This is a genomic window from Acinetobacter sp. YH12137, from assembly GCF_013418535.1.
Lineage (GTDB): Bacteria > Pseudomonadota > Gammaproteobacteria > Pseudomonadales > Moraxellaceae > Acinetobacter.
Genome location: NZ_VPBW01000009.1, coordinates 97,653 through 116,473 on the forward strand (window position 1 = coordinate 97,653; position 18,821 = coordinate 116,473).

14 protein-coding genes are annotated in these 18,821 nt (G+C 42.5%); 11 read left to right on the top strand and 3 right to left on the bottom strand.

Features of this window, described 5'->3' with window-relative positions; translation table 11 throughout:
* Positions 1-39: 39 nt before the first annotated feature.
* Positions 40-648, bottom strand: coding sequence for a MarC family protein (locus FTU72_RS07015; RefSeq protein ID WP_179992566.1), 609 nt, complete (start codon positions 646-648; stop codon positions 40-42).
* A 28-nt stretch (positions 649-676) separates the two neighbouring features.
* Entirely contained in the window at positions 677-2,713 is a 2,037-nt protein-coding gene (locus FTU72_RS07020) for a choline transporter (RefSeq protein WP_180052585.1), read from the bottom strand.
* A gap of 271 nt (positions 2,714-2,984) precedes the next feature.
* On the opposite strand from FTU72_RS07020, the gene betI reads away from it, so the two are divergent.
* The 5 genes from betI (at position 2,985) to FTU72_RS07045 (ending at position 10,178) form a co-directional block, all read left to right on the top strand.
* The gene (betI, locus tag FTU72_RS07025; protein ID WP_005235723.1) at positions 2,985-3,563 is read left to right on the top strand and encodes a transcriptional regulator BetI; all 579 of its coding nucleotides are present in this window, start codon (positions 2,985-2,987) and stop codon (positions 3,561-3,563) included.
* A 21-nt stretch (positions 3,564-3,584) separates the two neighbouring features.
* Positions 3,585-5,060 (top strand): betaine-aldehyde dehydrogenase, encoded by a 1,476-nt coding sequence (gene betB, locus FTU72_RS07030; protein WP_179992564.1) that lies wholly within the window; start codon positions 3,585-3,587, stop codon positions 5,058-5,060.
* 10 nt (positions 5,061-5,070) lie between these two features.
* Positions 5,071-6,726 carry a choline dehydrogenase gene (betA, locus tag FTU72_RS07035; protein ID WP_180052584.1) on the top strand — a complete coding sequence of 552 codons (1,656 nt, stop codon included), beginning with the start codon at positions 5,071-5,073 and terminating at the stop codon, positions 6,724-6,726.
* 127 nt (positions 6,727-6,853) lie between these two features.
* Complete coding sequence (locus tag FTU72_RS07040) at positions 6,854-7,624, top strand: hypothetical protein (RefSeq protein ID WP_179992562.1); 771 nt, start codon at positions 6,854-6,856, stop codon at positions 7,622-7,624.
* A gap of 355 nt (positions 7,625-7,979) precedes the next feature.
* Complete coding sequence (locus FTU72_RS07045; RefSeq protein WP_179992561.1) at positions 7,980-10,178, top strand: OsmC domain/YcaO domain-containing protein; 2,199 nt, start codon at positions 7,980-7,982, stop codon at positions 10,176-10,178.
* Between the two features lie 124 nt (positions 10,179-10,302).
* On the opposite strand, the gene FTU72_RS07050 is transcribed toward FTU72_RS07045, so the two are convergent.
* A complete protein-coding gene (locus FTU72_RS07050; protein WP_004785687.1) occupies positions 10,303-11,139 on the bottom strand; it encodes an IclR family transcriptional regulator in 837 nt (278 codons plus the stop codon).
* A gap of 569 nt (positions 11,140-11,708) precedes the next feature.
* Here FTU72_RS07050 and FTU72_RS07055 point away from each other — a divergent pair.
* From FTU72_RS07055 to FTU72_RS07080, 6 genes are all read left to right on the top strand, one after another.
* On the top strand, positions 11,709-12,863 hold the full coding sequence (locus FTU72_RS07055; RefSeq protein ID WP_034171043.1) for an acyl-CoA dehydrogenase family protein: 1,155 nt from the start codon (positions 11,709-11,711) through the stop codon (positions 12,861-12,863).
* A gap of 32 nt (positions 12,864-12,895) precedes the next feature.
* Positions 12,896-14,095 carry an acyl-CoA dehydrogenase gene (locus tag FTU72_RS07060; RefSeq protein ID WP_179992560.1) on the top strand — a complete coding sequence of 400 codons (1,200 nt, stop codon included), beginning with the start codon at positions 12,896-12,898 and terminating at the stop codon, positions 14,093-14,095.
* A 210-nt stretch (positions 14,096-14,305) separates the two neighbouring features.
* Positions 14,306-15,586 (top strand): MFS transporter, encoded by a 1,281-nt coding sequence (locus tag FTU72_RS07065; RefSeq protein ID WP_004785691.1) that lies wholly within the window; start codon positions 14,306-14,308, stop codon positions 15,584-15,586.
* A gap of 50 nt (positions 15,587-15,636) precedes the next feature.
* Complete coding sequence (locus FTU72_RS07070; RefSeq protein WP_179992559.1) at positions 15,637-16,305, top strand: 3-oxoacid CoA-transferase subunit A; 669 nt, start codon at positions 15,637-15,639, stop codon at positions 16,303-16,305.
* Positions 16,305-16,979 carry a 3-oxoacid CoA-transferase subunit B gene (locus tag FTU72_RS07075; protein ID WP_179992558.1) on the top strand — a complete coding sequence of 225 codons (675 nt, stop codon included), beginning with the start codon at positions 16,305-16,307 and terminating at the stop codon, positions 16,977-16,979. Before FTU72_RS07070 ends, FTU72_RS07075 begins: the two co-directional genes overlap by 1 nt.
* Before the next feature lie 296 nt (positions 16,980-17,275).
* Positions 17,276-18,589 (top strand): hypothetical protein, encoded by a 1,314-nt coding sequence (locus tag FTU72_RS07080; protein WP_179992557.1) that lies wholly within the window; start codon positions 17,276-17,278, stop codon positions 18,587-18,589.
* The last annotated feature ends 232 nt before the right edge of the window (positions 18,590-18,821 follow it).

Here is an 18,821-nt window from a genome sequence, read left to right on the forward strand (position 1 = left end):
CATTTTTGCCCGCTTTTTTTATTGTCAGCTTATATAAAACTAGCCTTCCAGAATTCCACTGACACCTGTCACAATCATATCAATGGCGATGGTTCCGATTAACAGTGCTGCAACACGACCGACAATATCGACATACAGGTCAATGTAGTTGGAATATTTATGCTGTAAATGATCATGCAGGTATTTCATCAGAATTAGCAAGCTACAGGTCAGAAACAGGGTAAAGAAAATCACCAGAATGGTTTGCATTAAACTGAGCTGTACACCGGTAATAACTGAAGCTGAAATGGTGCCGGGACCGATCATAAAAGGCATGGCAATCGTACCCGCCAGATGATTCGGCGCACCCCGCATCACCCCAATGGTATCCGCACCTTCAAAGACATAGCGATAACCAATCACCAGAAAAATCAGACCACCAAAAATCTGGAAGGATTCAAAGCGAGCATGTAGCACTTCATTGAAGAAGGCTTCGCCAGTTTTCGCAAAAATGATGAAAACAATAAAGCTGATCAGGCTGCCCTGAATCAATGCCATATTGAAGACCTTTGCTTCGGAATTACGAATAATTCCGAGCATATAGATACTCATCAAAAATGGATTGAGTAACGAAAAAAACAGGGCAAAGGCATTTAAACTTGCTGACATCATTCAATCCTTCCGTAGTTGAGTGATCCTAGATTTCACGATCCGGGAAAAGTGGACGTTTACCCGGACTGATCCGGTTGATGTGCAGATACATCATATGACGTTCATATTTATCCAGAATGTCGTTAATAACTTGTTCCTTGCTGTAACCGACCAGATCATTGCCCTGAGATCCTTCAAACAGGTAACTTTCCAGACGATAGTAATAGCGTTTAGTCCGTTTACCCCGTGAACTAAAGTTCGGTGTGGCATAACGTACTGGCCAGATTTGATAGACAAAGTTTTCTTCTTCATCCAGCTGAATGGTGAGATCCAGATGATACAGTTCAGGTTCTTCCTCAAGCGATTTTTCCTGAATATTCACTTGAATACCCTTATCGGTTAACTCAGTCGCAACTGCCTCAATGGCCGGCTTGCAGACGTCATCCATCATGGCGCGAGTCTGTGAAAGGCTTGGATGCAACATCACCCGGCTCAGACGTTTCTTCCAGTTAAAGATGTCAACATTACCGACGACTGGTGCAGCATTCAGACTGGTACTGGCCTGACGGAAATCCTCAAGCCGCAAGGATTTATACAAACCGGCCATGACAAAGAAGATCACGAAACTAAAAGGTAAGCCCATAATAATGGTGGTGTTTTGCAATGCTGTCACACCGTTAGCCATTAGCATAGCTAGCGTCAACAGGCCAATCGCAATCGCCCAGAACACACTGAGCCAGCGCGGTGAATCATGCTCAATATTAGTGAATTTAGTGGTGAAGTTCCCCAATACCAATGCCCCTGAATCCGCTGAAGTCACATAGAACAGCAAACCTGTAATGGTGGCGACACCTGCGAGAAATGTGAAACCTGGATACTGTGCCAGCAGGTCATAAAAACCATGTGCCGGATTTTCTAAAACAGTTGTCGCAAGCTGAGTATTACCATCAAAAATCACGCTGTATAAAGCACTGTTACCGAAAATAGACAACCAAGTGAGGGTAAATAACAGAGGAATAACCAAAGTCCCGGTGACAAATTCACGAATAGTACGACCACGGGAAATACGTGCCAGGAACAGACCTACAAACGGCGACCAAGCAATCCACCATGCCCAGAAGAACAGGGTCCAGCTATTCATCCATTCTTTAGGCTGCTCAAAAGGAAAACTGCTTAAAGAGAGTTTCGGGAACTGGCTGAGATAATCACCAAAATTCTGAATTAGAGCCGCTAATAAAAACTCGGTATTTCCCATAAAGAGAATAAAGAGCAGCAACCCGATTGATACATAGATATTAATTTCAGACAGAACCCGAATACCTTTATTGACACCCGCAGTGACGGAAATAATAGTAATAATGACTGCAACACCAATTAATGCAGTTTGAATCCAGATATTTTCCGGCAAGCCAAACAGGACATGCAGACCGTAATTTAGCTGAACCACACCAATACCGCAGGTTGTGGCAATACCGAAAATCGTACCGAGTACCGCAGCAGTATCCACCGTATGGCCGATCGGGCCATTAATTCTTTTTCCAAATATAGGATAAAGCGCAGAGCGAATTGTCAGTGGTAAATTATAGCGATAACTGAAATATCCCAACGCAACCCCAATCAGCGCGTACATGCTCCAGCCAGTCAGACCATAGTGAAACAGGGTCCAGACCATGGACTGACGCGCGGCTTCAAAGGTTTCAGCTTCACCGACTGGTGGACTCATATAGTGCGACAGGGGTTCAGCGACCGAGAAGAACATCAAGTCAATCCCGATCCCGGCTGAGAACAGCATGGCCGACCAGCTCAGCAGGCTGAATTCGGGTTTAGAATGTTTGGGACCAAGCTTGATTTCGCCATAACGTGAGCAGGCGATAAAGACAATAAAAACCAGATACAGCGTTGCCGCCAGCAGGTAATACCAGCTAAAGGTACTACTGACCCAGTTTAAAATATTAATAATGACTAGATTGGCTTGTTCATTAAATAAAATCGTGATGATAGAAAACAGCAGAATAAGCGTCGCCGAACAATAAAAGACTACCTTATTCAGACTATCTTGCACCTCTTCGTTTTTCTTTTGCATAAATCTCTGACCATCGTTTTTGTTGCCGGATGATCTACAGTGCAGTGTGATTTAAAAGCAAAAACTGGCCCTAAAGCTTCCTTGTTTTCGTGAATTACAAACTTTTGCAAATCCAAAACAAACTGCGCTGTACATCAAGGGTGAGCTGGCACTATAATTTTTATTAATTGAACGTTCAATTAAAAAAGAGTTTATGAATTGTTACATTATTCAGCTATTTGCTTTAGCAGAGTGATTTTTTATTGTTACATCCGTTATTCAGGTTAGTCCTATGCCAAAAGTTGGTATGCAACCGATCCGTCGTCAGCAACTGATCGATGCCACCTTAGCTGCAGTGAATGAGCTAGGTTTTGCAGAAGCTTCAATTAGTCAGATTGCTCAGAGGGCAGGTGTCTCAACCGGCATCATAAGTCATTATTTTCAAGGTAAAAATGGGTTAATTGAAGCCACAATGCGTTACTTATTGCAGCAATTGGGTAAATCTGTTGCTGAAATCAAGTCACAGGTGAATGACGCCCCTGAACAACGCTTACTGGCGATTGTGCGTGGCAATTTTACTGCTCCACAAACGGATAAAGCGGCCATGAAGGTGTGGTTGGCTTTTTGGGCCAGCAGTCTGCACCAGCCTGATTTACATCGTTTACAGCAAATAAACCATTACCGCTTACATTCCAATCTTAAATATGAATTCATGAAAAAGCTGAGTAAGGATCAAGCTGAGAAGGCAGCACAAGGTCTGGCTGCACTCATTGATGGATTCTGGCTAAGAGGTGCTTTAGTAAGTGGCGAAATTGATCCAGAACTGCCGATTGAACTGTGTAGTGAATATATCCGGCAACAACTCAAATAAACAATCTGCGAGGGAATTCCATTGACAACATTCAAACTGCAACGTCCTTATATCCATGGACAATATGTCGATGCAACGTCCAATAGCACGTTTCAAACTATTAACCCTGCAACAGGCGAAGTCCTGGCTGAAGTGCAGGTCTGTTCAAAAAATGATATCGATCGTGCGGTTGAATCTGCACAACAAGGGCAAAAAGTCTGGGCAGAAATGACCGCGATTCAACGTTCGCGCATCTTGAATAAGGCAGTCGCCATTTTAAGAGAACGTAATGATGAGCTGGCAAAATTAGAAAGCCTGGACAGCGGTAAAGCCTTTAGTGAAACATCGACTGTTGATATTACGACAGGTGCAGATGTACTCGAATATTATGCGGGGATTCTACCGGTTCTTGAAGGCCAGCAAATCCCGCTGAGAAGCAGTTCCTTTGTCTATACCCGCCGTGAACCTTTGGGTGTCGTCGCTGGAATTGGCGCATGGAATTATCCAATTCAGATCGCTTTATGGAAATCTGCACCGGCACTCGCTGCAGGCAATGCCATGATTTTCAAAGCCAGTGAAGTCACACCTTTAACTGCGTTGAAACTGGCAGAAATTTATACTGAAGCCGGTGTACCGCATGGTGTATTTAATGTGGTGACTGGTAGTGGTGAAATTGGGGGTTATCTGACTTCGCATCCCGATATTGCCAAAGTGTCATTCACTGGTGGCGTTTCTACCGGCAAAAAAGTTATGGCGCAAGCTGCCAATTCTAGTTTGAAAGAAGTCACTATGGAGCTGGGCGGTAAGTCTCCGCTGATTATCTGTGAAGATGCCGATCTGGATCTAGCGGCTGATATTGCCATGATGGCCAACTTCTATAGCTCTGGTCAGGTCTGTACCAACGGTACTCGTGTTTTTGTACCTTTGGCATTGAAAGCAGCATTTGAAGAAAAGATTTTGCAGCGTGTTGAACATATCCGTATGGGTGATCCTCTCGATCCTGAAACCAATTTCGGCCCAGTGTCCAGCTTTGAGCATATGGAAAAAGTGCTGGGCTATATCGAAAAAGGCAAGATAGAAGGGGCGCGCTTATTGTGTGGCGGCGGCCGTGCCGAAGATGAACAGTTTGCCCAAGGGGCTTATGTCCTGCCAACCGTATTTACCGACTGCCGCGATGACATGACCATTGTGCGTGAAGAAATCTTCGGTCCTGTCATGAGTATCCTGAGTTATGACACCGAGCAAGAAGCCATTCGTCGTGCCAATGACACCGATTATGGTCTGGCCGCAGGTGTCGTCACACCAGACTTGGCCCGTGCACACCGAATTATTCATCAGGTAGAAGCAGGTATCTGCTGGATTAATACCTGGGGTGAATCACCTGCAGAAATGCCGGTCGGTGGCTATAAGCATTCCGGTGTCGGACGTGAAAATGGTCTAGTCACTTTGCAGCACTACACCCAGACCAAATCGGTTCAGGTCGAACTCAGTCCTTTCCAGTCTGTATTTAGCGCATAAGGGGGATTTGATGAATTACGACTATATTATTATCGGTGCGGGCTCTGCGGGTAATGTTCTGGCAGCGCGTTTAACTGAAGATCCAGATACTAAGGTGCTATTACTTGAGGCAGGTGGCCCGGACTATCGTCTGGATTTTAGAACCCAGATGCCGGCTGCTTTAGCTTATCCTTTACAAGGACGCCGTTATAACTGGGCCTATCTGACCGATCCAGAACCCCACATGAACAATCGCCGTATGGAATGCGGCCGTGGTAAAGGTCTGGGCGGATCTTCACTGATTAATGGCATGTGCTATATCCGTGGTAATGCTATGGATCTGGAACAGTGGGCTAGCTTTAAAGGTCTGGAACACTGGAACTATGCGCAGTGTCTACCCTATTATAAAAAAGCTGAAACCCGCGATATTGGCGGCAATGACTATCATGGCGATTCAGGTCCGGTTTCAGTTGCAACGCCTAAGAATGGTAATAATGAGCTGTTTCATGCCATGGTCGAAGCTGGGGTTCAAGCCGGTTATCCACGTACCGATGACTTGAATGGCTACCAACAGGAAGGCTTCGGGCCAATGGATCGTACTGTGACACCACAAGGTCGTCGCTCCAGTACGGCACGTGGTTATCTGGATATGGCCAAAGGCCGGGATAATCTCACCATTATTACCCATGCCATGACCAACCGAATTCTGTTTAACCGTAATCAGGCGATTGGCGTAGAATATTTTGAAGGTCAAAATACCTTACAGCCGATTCAGGTCTTTGCAGATCGTGAAGTTCTACTATGTGCAGGTGCAATTGCATCTCCACAAATCCTGCAACGCTCTGGTGTAGGTCCGGCTGAATTATTAAAAAGTCTGGATATTCCCGTGGTTCAGGATCTGCCGGGTGTGGGTGAAAACCTGCAAGACCATCTGGAAATGTACTTACAATATAAGTGCAAAAAACCGGTCAGCTTATATCCGGCATTGAAATGGTATAACCAGCCCATGATTGGCGCAGAATGGTTATTCCTAGGCAAAGGCATTGGTGCCAGCAACCAGTTTGAAGCCGGGGGCTTTATCCGTTCTTCGGATGAGTTCGAATGGCCAAACATCCAGTATCACTTCCTGCCAGTGGCGATTAACTATAATGGGACCAATGCTATTCATGAACACGGCTTCCAGGCTCATGTCGGTTCCATGCGTTCACCATCTCGTGGTCGGGTTCGCCTGAAATCCAAAGATCTGTTTGAACATCCAAGCATTCTGTTCAACTATATGAGCACTGAACAGGACTGGCGCGAATTCCGTGATGCTATCCGTATTACCCGTGAAATTATGCATCAGCCCGCCCTGGATCCATATCGTGGTGAAGAGATCAGCCCGGGCAAAAATCTGCAAACTGATGCAGAAATTGATGAATTTGTTCGTAATCATGCAGAAACAGCGTATCATCCGTCCTGTAGCTGTAAAATGGGTGAGGATGATATGGCAGTTGTCGATGGTTATGGGCGTGTGCATGAGATGCAAGGCCTGCGTGTCATCGATGCTTCAATTATGCCGCTCATTATTACAGGTAACCTCAATGCAACCACGATCATGATGGCTGAAAAGCTTGCAGATCATATCCGTGGCAAGCAGGCATTACCTGCTTCTACAGCGCCTTTCTACCGGGCCCCACGCGCTTAAGTCATGGCTATATTCCTGTTGCTTGTTGCATCAAGGAATATAGCGGAATTTATTTTTACCCAAAGCTGGATAGGGCTGTAATTGGTTTCAGTGTTATCCATTCTTTGCTTAATATAATTTATATTTTATGAGAATTTTCAAACAAACAGTCCTTTTCGGCTGTGCTGCTGTTTCTAGTGTTTATTGTTTTACAGATGATGCGGAAGCAAAAAAAATTGAAACCAGTGGAAACATCAGTGTAGTTTCTAAATACATCTCTCGTGGTCTGACCAATGCACCAGAAAATGATGACGTTGCTTTACAGGCAGCGCTGAATCTGGCTTATGGTAATTTTTATGTCGGTTACTGGGGCTCAACCTTAGGTTATTCCTATCCGGAACTGGAAGGCAAGAAGTCACATCGTCGCGATAAAGTCGAACATGATTTTATCGTGGGCTATAACTATAGCAGTGAAAACTACGACTGGAATTTCTGGGATGCAACCTATTATTATCCGGGTGGCAGCCATACGACTTCAAATGAATTAGGTCTGAATGTAAGTCGTGCACTAAACGACAAGACCAGTGTTACAGCGGGTGTATCGACCTATTTATATGATGTGGCCTATGCCAATCAGGGTGATACTTTTTATACCTTGGATTTAACCCATCAGATTAATGATAAGCTGGGTGCGCATGTCGGTGCAGCGGGTGGTTATTTTAATGATGAAGGCAAATATGAAGGTAATGAGCTGGGCAACACTACCAAACAGCATGCTTTCCGTTATGCAACTGCTGGATTGAGTTATGAAGTTGCGCCAAAGTTGACCTTGTCTGGTGATTATATCTTCGGTGGTTACGACCGTTTTGGTGATAAACAGCGCGATCTCGCTGTGTTTGGTATTGGCTATGATTTTTAATTTGGATCTTGATCTGATTTAAAAAACGCATTTCGCAGTCCATAAAATCCAGTCGGGAACAGCAAGTATCAATAAAAACAGCCTGTTCCCGGCTTAAAGCCAGATTTCCTGAATATTTAATTAACAGATATTTTGATAAATCTGCAGGAAATTCGAGCAAACATTATCAATTTCATAAAATGATTCTATAATAGCGCCCATTCTTACTCGAGCTTATCCTGAAACTAACTGGTTGAAGGTTTAACCCGGGTTATTTTTATTTTTGAGTCAAATTCTCCTCCGTGATTCGGCTTGTATATTCAGATTTAGCATCTTATCTGTCCGTGGTGGCACATAAGAATATTTAGGTATCCACATGGAAATTAAGGTCAATTATCTCGATAATCTTCGTCAGGAAGCCAAGTTCGATGACTTCACGGTAATCGCCGATCAGCCGATCCGCTATAAAGGTGATGGTTCGGCACCCGGCCCATTTGATTATTTTCTGGCATCTTCTGCGTTGTGTGCAGCTTATTTTGTTAAAGTTTATTGTGCAGCGCGTGACATTCCAACCGACAATATCCGTCTGTCCCAAAACAATATCGTCGATCCTGAAAACCGCTACAAACAGATTTTTAAAATTCAGGTCGAGCTACCGGCTGATATCTCTGAAAAAGACCGTCAGGGGATTTTGCGTTCGATCGACCGTTGTACCGTCAAAAAAGTCATTCAAACCGGTCCTGAATTTGTCATAGAAGAAGTTGAAAGCATTGATGCCGATGCGCAGGCTTTGTTGATGCCAAATCTGGCTTCAGACAGCCTAACCTGTATTCCGGGTAAAGACTTACCACTCGAAGAAACTATTGCCAATATGTCTGCGATTCTGGCAGGCCTCGGCATGAAAATTGAAATTGCGTCTTGGCGTAACATTGTACCGAATGTCTGGTCACTGCATATTCGTGATGCTCAGTCACCGATGTGCTTTACCAATGGTAAAGGTTCAACCAAGGAAAGTGCGCTGGCATCTGCACTGGGTGAATTCATCGAGCGTCTGAACTGTAACTTCTTCTATAACGACCAGTTCTGGGGTGAAGATATTGCCAATGCAGAATTTGTGCATTATCCGGATGAAAAATGGTTCCAACCAGGTCCAAATGGTGAATTGCCAGAAGAAGTTTTAGATGAACATACCCGTGAAATTTATGATCCTGAAGATGAGTTACTAGGTACTCATCTGTATGACACCAACTCGGGCAATAAAGCACGCGGTATCTGTTCATTGCCATTTGTACGTCAGTCTGATGGTGAAACTGTATATTTCCCATCGAATCTGATTGAAAATCTGTACCTCAGTAATGGTATGAGTGCGGGCAATACTTTGGCTGAAGCTCAAGTACAATGCCTGTCTGAAATTTTTGAACGTGCGGTTAAACGCGAAATTCTGGAAGGTGAGCTGGCACTTCCAGATGTCCCTGAACACGTATTGGCAAAATATCCAAAGATTGTTGAAGGCATTAAAGGCTTAGAAGAGCAAGGCTTTCCAGTACTGGTCAAAGATGCTTCTTTAGGCGGTCAGTTCCCGGTGATGTGCGTGACCTTGATGAACCCGCGTACGGGTGGTGTATTTGCTTCATTTGGTGCCCATCCTAACCTTGAAGTCGCTTTAGAGCGTAGTCTGACTGAGCTGTTACAAGGCCGTAGTTTTGAAGGCCTGAATGATCTGCCAAAACCAACCTTCAGTTCAAATGCAGTCACTGAGCCAAATAACTTCGTTGAGCACTTTATTGACTCAAGTGGTGTCGTATCTTGGCGTTTCTTCAGCGCAAAATCTGACTATGATTTTGTCGAGTGGGATTTCACCAATAATGGTCAAAACTCAAATGCCGATGAAGCGCAGGAATTGTTTACCATTCTGGAAGAGATGGGCCACGAGGTTTATATGGCGGTCTATCAGCATTTAGGTGCAACTGCTTGTCGTATTCTGGTGCCGGGTTATTCTGAAATTTATCTGGTGGAAGATCTAGTTTGGGATAACACTAATAAGGCGCTTTTATATCGTGAAGATATCCTGAACCTGCATCGTCTGGATGATGAACAGCTGGGAGCTCTGGTTGAACGTCTGGAAGAAGCAGATGAAGATGATTACACCGAAATCCGTACCTTGATCGGGATTGAATTTGACGAAAATACCGAATGGGGTCAGCTGACCATTCTAGAACTGAAACTCCTGATCTATCTGGCTCTACAACAATTTGAAGAAGCTAAAGATTTGGTCGAACAGTTCCTGCAATACAATACCAACACGGTTGAACGTGGCCTGTTCTATCAATGCATGAATGTAGTGCTTGAAGTCATTCTGGATGATGAAATGGAATTGGAAGACTATGAACACAACTTCCGCCGTATGTTTGGCGATGCCCGTATGGATGCAGTCCTCGGTTCAGTAGAAGGTACAGTACGTTTCTACGGTTTAGCTGAAACCAATATGCAGCTTGAAGGTCTGGATCGTCATCTGCGTTTAATTGATAGCTATAAGAAACTGCATACAGCGCGAGCCAAGTTTGCTGGTCTTTAAATCTTTAAAAAATAGCCCATCTTAGAATGGGCTATTTTTCTATTGCTCTAAAATTTTAGAAGTAATTTAAAAAAGAAAAAATAAAGGGCGATCATTGCCGCCCATTTAAATCTTAAATAACAGCTTAAATATTATTTAAAGTCAGGGAAATGTTATTAACCATATGAATCAGACGAGGACCGATTTCATTTTCCAGTTTTTCCTGATTGAGCAGGTAAGTTGGCGCGCCGCAGTTAAAGGTCAAAATACCATGTTTAGGGTGAATTAAAGGTACTGCGACAGAGTTCACATCTTTGGCCCAATCACCGAGAGATAAGCAATAGCCATAATCCTGATAATCACGAATAGCACGTTCTAAATTACGCTTAATGGTTGGCCATTGATCTTCATTTCTTTTCTTGATCGCATCAAACAGATATTCACGTTCTTTAACTTCCATCGCAGCCAGACAGGCACGGCCCATCGCACTACTATGAATAGGCAGGGTAGAGCCAACTGGACGACGCATGGTCAAAGTAGACTCTGTGTGAACGACTTCCAAATAAATCATGCTCAGACGATCACGTGTTGCCATGGCGACAGGCGCTTGCGCATAACGTGACATTTCTTCCATAAATGGATAAGCCTGTGTACGTGCCGAAATATTGCTGAGCGCCGCATAACCCAGAGCCAATACACCAACGTCCAACAGGTATTTGGTCGTATTCGGTAACTGTTTTAGATAACCTAAAGAAACCAACGTGCTGGTGATCCGGGCAACAGTCGGTTTTGGCAGATTAGTGAGTTGTGCAATTTCCTGGTTGCCCAGTAATTGATTCGTTGCGGAAAAACATCTGAGGATTTCTAAACCACGTGCAATAGACGCGATAAATTGTGGGTTATTTTCTCTATGAATATGTGAAATCGGATCTAAACGGATCTCATCAAAATTAGGTATTTCGCCAGTTTTATTTTTTGTCATGGTCAGAGCAATTAAAGGTAAATTAATAAATATGATAGCAATTAAATTTCACGATACAAAATAAAACACTTCTATTAATGATAAAAATAAATAAAAAAGTGCTCATTTTATCTGTATTTAAGTCAATTAGCGCTATTCAGCTAAAAACCATGCAGAATTTACAGGTTTTTGAGACCTGTAATGATCTTTAAGTATCTTTAGAAAATTTAAAGTTCGCCAGATAAAATTTCAGGAAAATGGAGCCAATCAAAACGAGAATCATCAGCACGATTTAATTGAAACATTCTTATCTAGCTGCGCTTTTATAGAATCAATTATGATCTGATTCAGATCATCTAACTCTTTTCTAAATCTACTAACAATCTAAAAAATTTCGCATTGTGAAATAAAATTCTAACTATAATTTTTAATTAAAGCTAGAAAAATTTGCTTTTTTGCTTAAAAAATAAAATTTTTAATAATTTTTCTTGCTCAAAATGAATTTTTATGATTATTTATTTCGTATTACGAAACTAAAATTAAAGGGTAAAGGAATTTACCCAGATGAACTAAATAACATGGAGATCCCTATGATTCGCGATCCGGAAATGCTTGAGCAACTTCTTTCGACTATTCGTAACTTTGTCAAAAATGAACTAGTCCCTTTAGAACATGAAGTTGAAGAAAGCAACGCGATTCCTGAGCGTATTGTCGAGCAGATGAAAGAATTGGGTCTGTTTGGCCTAACTATTCCAGAGGAATACGGCGGTTTAGGTATCACCATGGAAGAGGAAATTCTGGTCGCAATGGAATTAGGCCGTACATCGGCTGCATTCCGTTCTTTGATCGGGACCAATAACGGGATCGGTTCAAGCGGGATCGTGATTGACGGTACAGAAGAGCAAAAACAGAAATACCTGCCACGTTATGCGACTGGTGAAATCATTGGTTCATTCTGTTTAACTGAGCCAGATTCAGGTTCAGATGCAGCATCTTTAAAAACCAGCGCGGTTAAAGATGGCGATTACTATATTTTAAACGGTACCAAACGTTTTATTACCAATGCACCGCGTGCAACAACATTTACGGTGATGGCGCGTACCAATCCTGATATCAAAGGTGCAAGCGGCATTTCTGCATTCCTGGTAGAAGCGAATACACCGGGCCTAAGTCTGGGCAAAATTGATAAAAAAATGGGTCAACACGGTTCATACACTTGTGACGTGATTTTTGACAACTGTAAAGTTCATAAAGATCAGTTGATCGGTGGTGTTGAAGGCATTGGCTTTAAAACTGCAATGCGTGTCCTGGATAAAGGCCGTCTGCACATTGCTGGCTATAGCGTAGGTATGGCAGAGCGTATGCTGGAAGATGCTTTAAATTATGCAGTGGAACGTAAGCAGTTCGGTCAACCGATTGCGAATTTCCAGCTCATCCAAGGCATGCTGGCAGACTCTAAAGCTGAGATTTATGCGGCGAAATGTATGGTTCTAGATGCTGCTCGTCTGCGTGACGAAGGCAAGAATGTAACCACTGAATCTTCATGCGCGAAAATGTTTGCCACTGAAATGTGTGGCCGTGTAGCGGATCGCTGTCTGCAAATTCATGGTGGCGCGGGCTATATCAGTGAATATTCAATTGAACGTTTCTATCGTGATGTGCGTTTGTTCCGTCTGTATGAAGGTACTACTCAAATCCAGCAAATCATCATTGCACGTGAAATGATTAAACAAGCAACCGCTTAAGCAGCAAATTTTAGAATATTGGAAATATTAAAATGAGCACAAGAATTAGATTTGACTGGCAAGATCCATTCTTACTGGAACAGCAACTGACTGAAGAAGAGCGCATGATCCGTGACAGCGCACATGCGTACTGTCAAGACAAGCTGATGCCACGCGTACTAGAACAGTTCCGTCATGAAAAAACTGACCCAACGATTTTTCGTGAAATGGGTGAGCTGGGTCTGCTGGGCCCAACCATTCCTGAGCAATACGGTGGCGCAGGTCTAAACTATGTCAGCTATGGTCTGATTGCACGTGAAGTAGAACGTGTGGATTCGGGTTATCGTTCAATGGCCAGCGTACAAAGCTCGCTAGTGATGGTGCCAATCAATGAATTTGGTTCTGAAGAGCAGAAACAGAAATATTTGCCAAAGCTGGCGACTGGTGAATTTATCGGCTGTTTCGGCCTGACTGAACCAGATCATGGTTCTGATCCGGGCAGCATGATTACCCGTGCGAAAAAGGTGGATGGTGGTTACCGTCTGACGGGCGCGAAAATGTGGATTACCAACAGTCCGATTGCTGATGTCTTTGTGGTTTGGGCAAAAGAAGTGTCTCCTGAAGGCAATGTCGGTGATATTCGTGGCTTTATTCTAGAAAAAGGCTGGGAAGGGCTTTCTGCACCAGCGATTCACGGTAAGGTTGGCCTACGTGCTTCGATCACCGGCGAAATCGTGATGGATAATGTATTTGTACCAGAAGAAAATGCGTTCCCGGAAATTCGTGGTCTAAAAGGTCCATTTACCTGTCTGAACAGTGCGCGTTATGGCATTGCCTGGGGTGCGATGGGTGCAGCTGAATTCTGCTGGCATACAGCGCATCAATACACCATGGACCGTAAACAGTTCGGTCGTCCATTGGCTGCGAATCAGCTGATCCAGAAAAAACTGGCGGATATGCAAACTGAAATTGCGTTGGGTCTGCAAGTGGCTTTACGTTTTGGCCGTATGAAAGACGAAGGCATTGCTTCAGTAGAAGGTACTTCACTGATCAAGCGTAATAACTGTGGTAAAGCCTTAGATATTGCCCGTTTAGCGCGAGACATGATGGGCGGTAACGGCATTTCTGATGAATTCGGTGTGGCACGTCATCTGGTGAACCTGGAAGTGGTCAACACTTATGAAGGTACCCATGATGTACATGCCCTAATTCTAGGTCGTGCTCAAACAGGAATTGCTGCATTCTCCAACTAAATGCAGATCAACCTCTAGCCAGCATTGCTGGCTAGTTTGTTTTGGCTGACTTCTATTGAAGTCAGCCAATCCAGTTCTGGGATGGATTTTAAAAATCTAGTCAGATTCAGAATTAAAGATCAATTAAACATTCTATGTTTCATTTAATTAATTAGGTGAAACATAAACTTCTAAAGGGCACAGGAGTGCCAGCAAAGTGTAAAGGACATTATGAATACGCTTAATTCACAACAAAACCTTCTACCAGAAGAAAATATGCCTAAGAAAAAGGTCTGGATTCTGGCTTTTATCTTTTCATTTTTAGCATTATTGGTAGATGGTGCAGATCTTGCACTATTAGCCTACAGTCTAACCAGCCTCAAACAAGAATTTTCTTTAAGTAGTATTCAGGCAGGTGCACTCGGTAGCTGGACACTTGCTGGTATGGCCATTGGTGGCTTTTTTGGTGGCTGGGCTTGTGACCGCTTCGGACGAGTGCGGGTGATTGTTGTTGCGATCGCTTTATTCTCTTCATTAACCTTCTGGCTGGGCTTCACTCAAAGCTATGAAGAATTCAAATGGTTGCGATTCTTTTCAGCAATTGGCTTAGGTGCCCTCTATATTGCCTGTAATACTCTAATGGCAGAATATGTGCCAACAAAATATCGTTCTACAGTACTTGCTGCCTTAATGACAGGTTGGACACTTGGTTCAGTCGTTGCCACTGTACTTGCAGGATGGCTGCTTCCAGAGCTAGGCTGGCGTTACCTTTACTATATTGCCATTGTTCCGATTGTTCTTGCGATTGGCATGTTCTTCCTGGTACCAGAACCACAAGCCTGGTTAAAGGCACGTCAAGAAAGATTGGCAGCCAAAGCCAGCGGCGTAGTGCAGGAAAAACCGAAGAATACGTTTAAAATGATTTTTGCCGATGCTTTAAGCCGTCGCATGTTCATCCTCTGGTCGTTCAGCACCGCATTCTTACAGTTTGGTTATTACGGCGTAAGTAACTGGTTACCAGCTTATCTGGAATCAGACTTAGGTATCAAATTTAAAGAAATGACTACCTATATGATTGGGACCTTCCTGATCATGATGTGTACCAAAGTGATCGCGGGCATTATTGCGGATAAAATTGGTCGTCGTGCTGTATTTGCTTTCGGTACCATGGGCACCGCAATCTTTATTCCTATCATTGTCTTTGGTAACACACCGGACAATATCTTATGGCTAATGCTGTTTTTCGGATTCCTTTACGGTATTCCATATGGCATTAATGCGACTTATATGACTGAAAGTTTCTCTACTAAAGTCCGTGGTACAGCAACAGGTGGCGCTTATAACATTGGCCGTCTAGGCGCAGTATTGGCACCTTTAACTATCGGTTATTTTGCGCAAGGTGGCTCAATTGGTACAGGTCTACTCATCATGAGTGTGGCTTATTTTATTTGTGGCCTGATCCCGGCGATTTTCATTAAAAACCGTTTATTTGACCCACAAAAAGCTGACTAATTGATTAATCAAACATTTATAAAGACAGGAAGATGCTAGGAAGCAATTAAATGAATAAAATCACACAGGATATCGAAACCATACTGAAGCAGATTCCAGATGGTGCACATATTATGACCAGTGGCTTCGGTCTGGCAGGACAGCCAATCGAACTGATTGAAGCTTTGATTGATATTGGTCCTAAAGATCTGACTATTATTAATAATAATGCAGCTTCTGGTGACCGTGGTCTAACCAACCTGTTATTGTCAGGACTGGTGAAAAAAATGATCTGTTCATTTCCTCGTGCCAATAACTCCAAGGTGTTTGAAGAGCTGTATAAAGCTGGAAAGGTTGAACTAGAGTTGGTACCACAAGGCAACTTGGCTTGCCGTATCCAGGCAGCGGGTGCAGGTCTGGGCGCTATTTTTACGCCTACAGGTTACGGCACCAAGATTGCTGAAGGCAAAGAAACCCGCCATATCAATGGCAAGGACTATGTGCTGGAATATCCAATTCATGCAGACTATGCCTTGGTTTATGGCAATCAGGCTGATCAATGGGGCAATTTAACCTACCGTAAAGCAGCCCGAAACTTTGGCCCGTTAATGGCAAAAGCAGCCAGAACAACAATTGCCCAAGTGCATGAAATTGTAGAGCTAGGCGAGCTTGATCCAGAGATTATCGTAACGCCGGGTATTTTTGTGCAGCATGTGGTGAAGGTAGGAGATATCAAATAATGACAATTCAAAAACGTACACGCGAACAGATTGTAGAAAAAGTTGCACAGGATATTCCGACCGGTTCTTATGTGAATTTAGGCATTGGCTTACCAACACGCGTTGCCGGTTATTTAAAGCCTGAACAGGATATTATCCTGCATTCCGAAAATGGCGTTCTGGGTTTTACCGCTTTAACTGATCCTGATCAAGCTGATGATGATCTGATTAATGCCGGTAAAGAACTAGTCAGCATGCTGGATGGCGGCAGTTTTATGAACTCTGCAGATTCCTTCGATATTATGCGTGGCGGCCATTTAGATTTCTGTATTATGGGCGCCTTTCAGGTTGCTGTGAACGGTGATCTCGCTAACTGGCATACCGGTGCACTGGATGCGGTTCCAGCGGTGGGTGGGGCGATGGATCTGGCGGTTGGTGCTCGTTGTGTCTATGTTTGCATGGAACATGTCACTAAAAATGGCGAACCACGGATTGTGGAAGAGCTGACTTATCCGATTACCGGTAAAAACTGCGTTGACCGCATTTATACCGATTTGTGTATTATTGAACTCAAAGATAATCAGGCTTGGGTGCTAGAAATGGTCGATGGCTTGAGTTTTGAGGAACTTCAGCAACAGACAGGTTGCAAGTTGCTCGATGGCCGTGCAGCTGCACAGTTAAAAGCATCCGTATAATAAGCTAAATCATTTAAATATGGTTAAAAATCGCAGCTTAGGCTGCGATTTTTTATACGCTGTATATTTATGCGCTTAGTTGCGTATTCTAAAAGCGGACATTTCTATTTTTAGCTTACAACTAAATTTTGCATAATCGCCATTATGTTAAATGGATATTAAATTGGTGGAAAAACCCAGTTTTTTTAAAAAAATCAAGAATAACGGAATGTATAAACTTATACTTTCTAAAAAGTATTTTTATAATTTCATTATGTATACTTTTTATTATTTTTAGTGAATAGGACACTATAAAAATGCTTAGAAATATTTCTATCGGGGCTATTGTTCTTTTTTCATTGTATGGTTGCAGTTCTTCTGCTCCTTTAAGAAATCAACCATATAAATCCATGTCTCCTTCAGAATTTCAGAGATACTTGGATGAAGATACACAGAACAAATCTCAAGCTAGCCTTCCTCAACCTCAAATAGAAAATGAAACTTGGGCTGATACTCAAAAGGCTAAGTGTAAAATATATGCATCTCCATTATTTAAAAAAAATGATCCTACTGTGAGGTTTTATTGGGATGGTGAGTGTAAAGATGGTTACGCAATAGGGTTAGGAAGAGAGTTTTCTATTGGTAAACAAACCTACGTTGAAGCTATTGGAGAATATAAAGGGGGGGAAAAGCGACCCCAATATTTTTATCAATTTGATAAAGTTAATAAAATGTTCCAAATAGGTGACTTGGAAAATTCACCTAAAAATAGACTACTCTTCCAAGGTATGTTAGATAATAACAATGTGTTTAAAAAAAGCATTATTTTTCATGACTACGATCATAAGGAAATGTATGAAAAAATGTCTTTCGATGATGCAGGCGCACAAGGAAGATTCTATGCAAGTGTAGGTGGATTGAATGTAACGGAACAAAGTTATACTTCCGATCCTTTGCTAAAACAGCAATTAGTAGTGCAAATGCAGAAGAAGAAACTATATACATTTGAATCATTTAATGATGGTAGAAAAAACTTTGTTGATTTAAGTTCGAATTCTCCAGTTTTAGTGAATCCTTCTCAGAATTTACAGGATTTTGTTACAAATAAAATTTTCTACCTCGATAACAAATTTAGTAATCCTAATGATTTCGATTTAAAAAAGACTTTGGATGCTGAAACAAAGGTTAATACTTATATCAATTTAACTTGTACTTCTTCTAACTACATTAAAGAGGTTGGAAAAGATAATTATTTTGCAATTTGTTCTCCTTATAAATCCTTAGGAGTCTTTAAAAATCAAATCGAGCAAGGAAAGGAATTTGTAAATCAGCAAAAGCAAAAACGATTAGCGGATGTACAACAATATATAGCTAACCAACAACTTCAAGCTCAACAGGCAGAGCAATTGAGATTAGCACAGCAACAAAAGGCTCAAGAGGGCTGGACTGCTTTATTTAATGCAATTACCGAGGTAAGTAATGGAGTTGCTAATAGCTATAATCAACAGGCAGAAATGTATAAAAATTTCAGTAATAACATGCCTGTCCAAAGTTTCCCAACACTCAATAGACAGAAGGCTACTTATAACTGCATCAATATTGGGGTGAATACGACTTGTAGAGAACAGTAATAGTTTATGTAGAGAACTGCTACGTTGCTACGTGGATGAAGGAGTTGTATTGCCTTATTAATTTAATGTTATACGCGTGAATTCTAGAAAAGAGAGACCTAATGGTCACTGCTGTCCCATAGTTTGCTTTAAATAAAAAAACCTGAGTCCTAACAGTTAAAATATGAGTGCAAACAAACACTTTAACGACCAGGATTCAGGTTTTGTCACATCAGAATACCGTATTTCATGA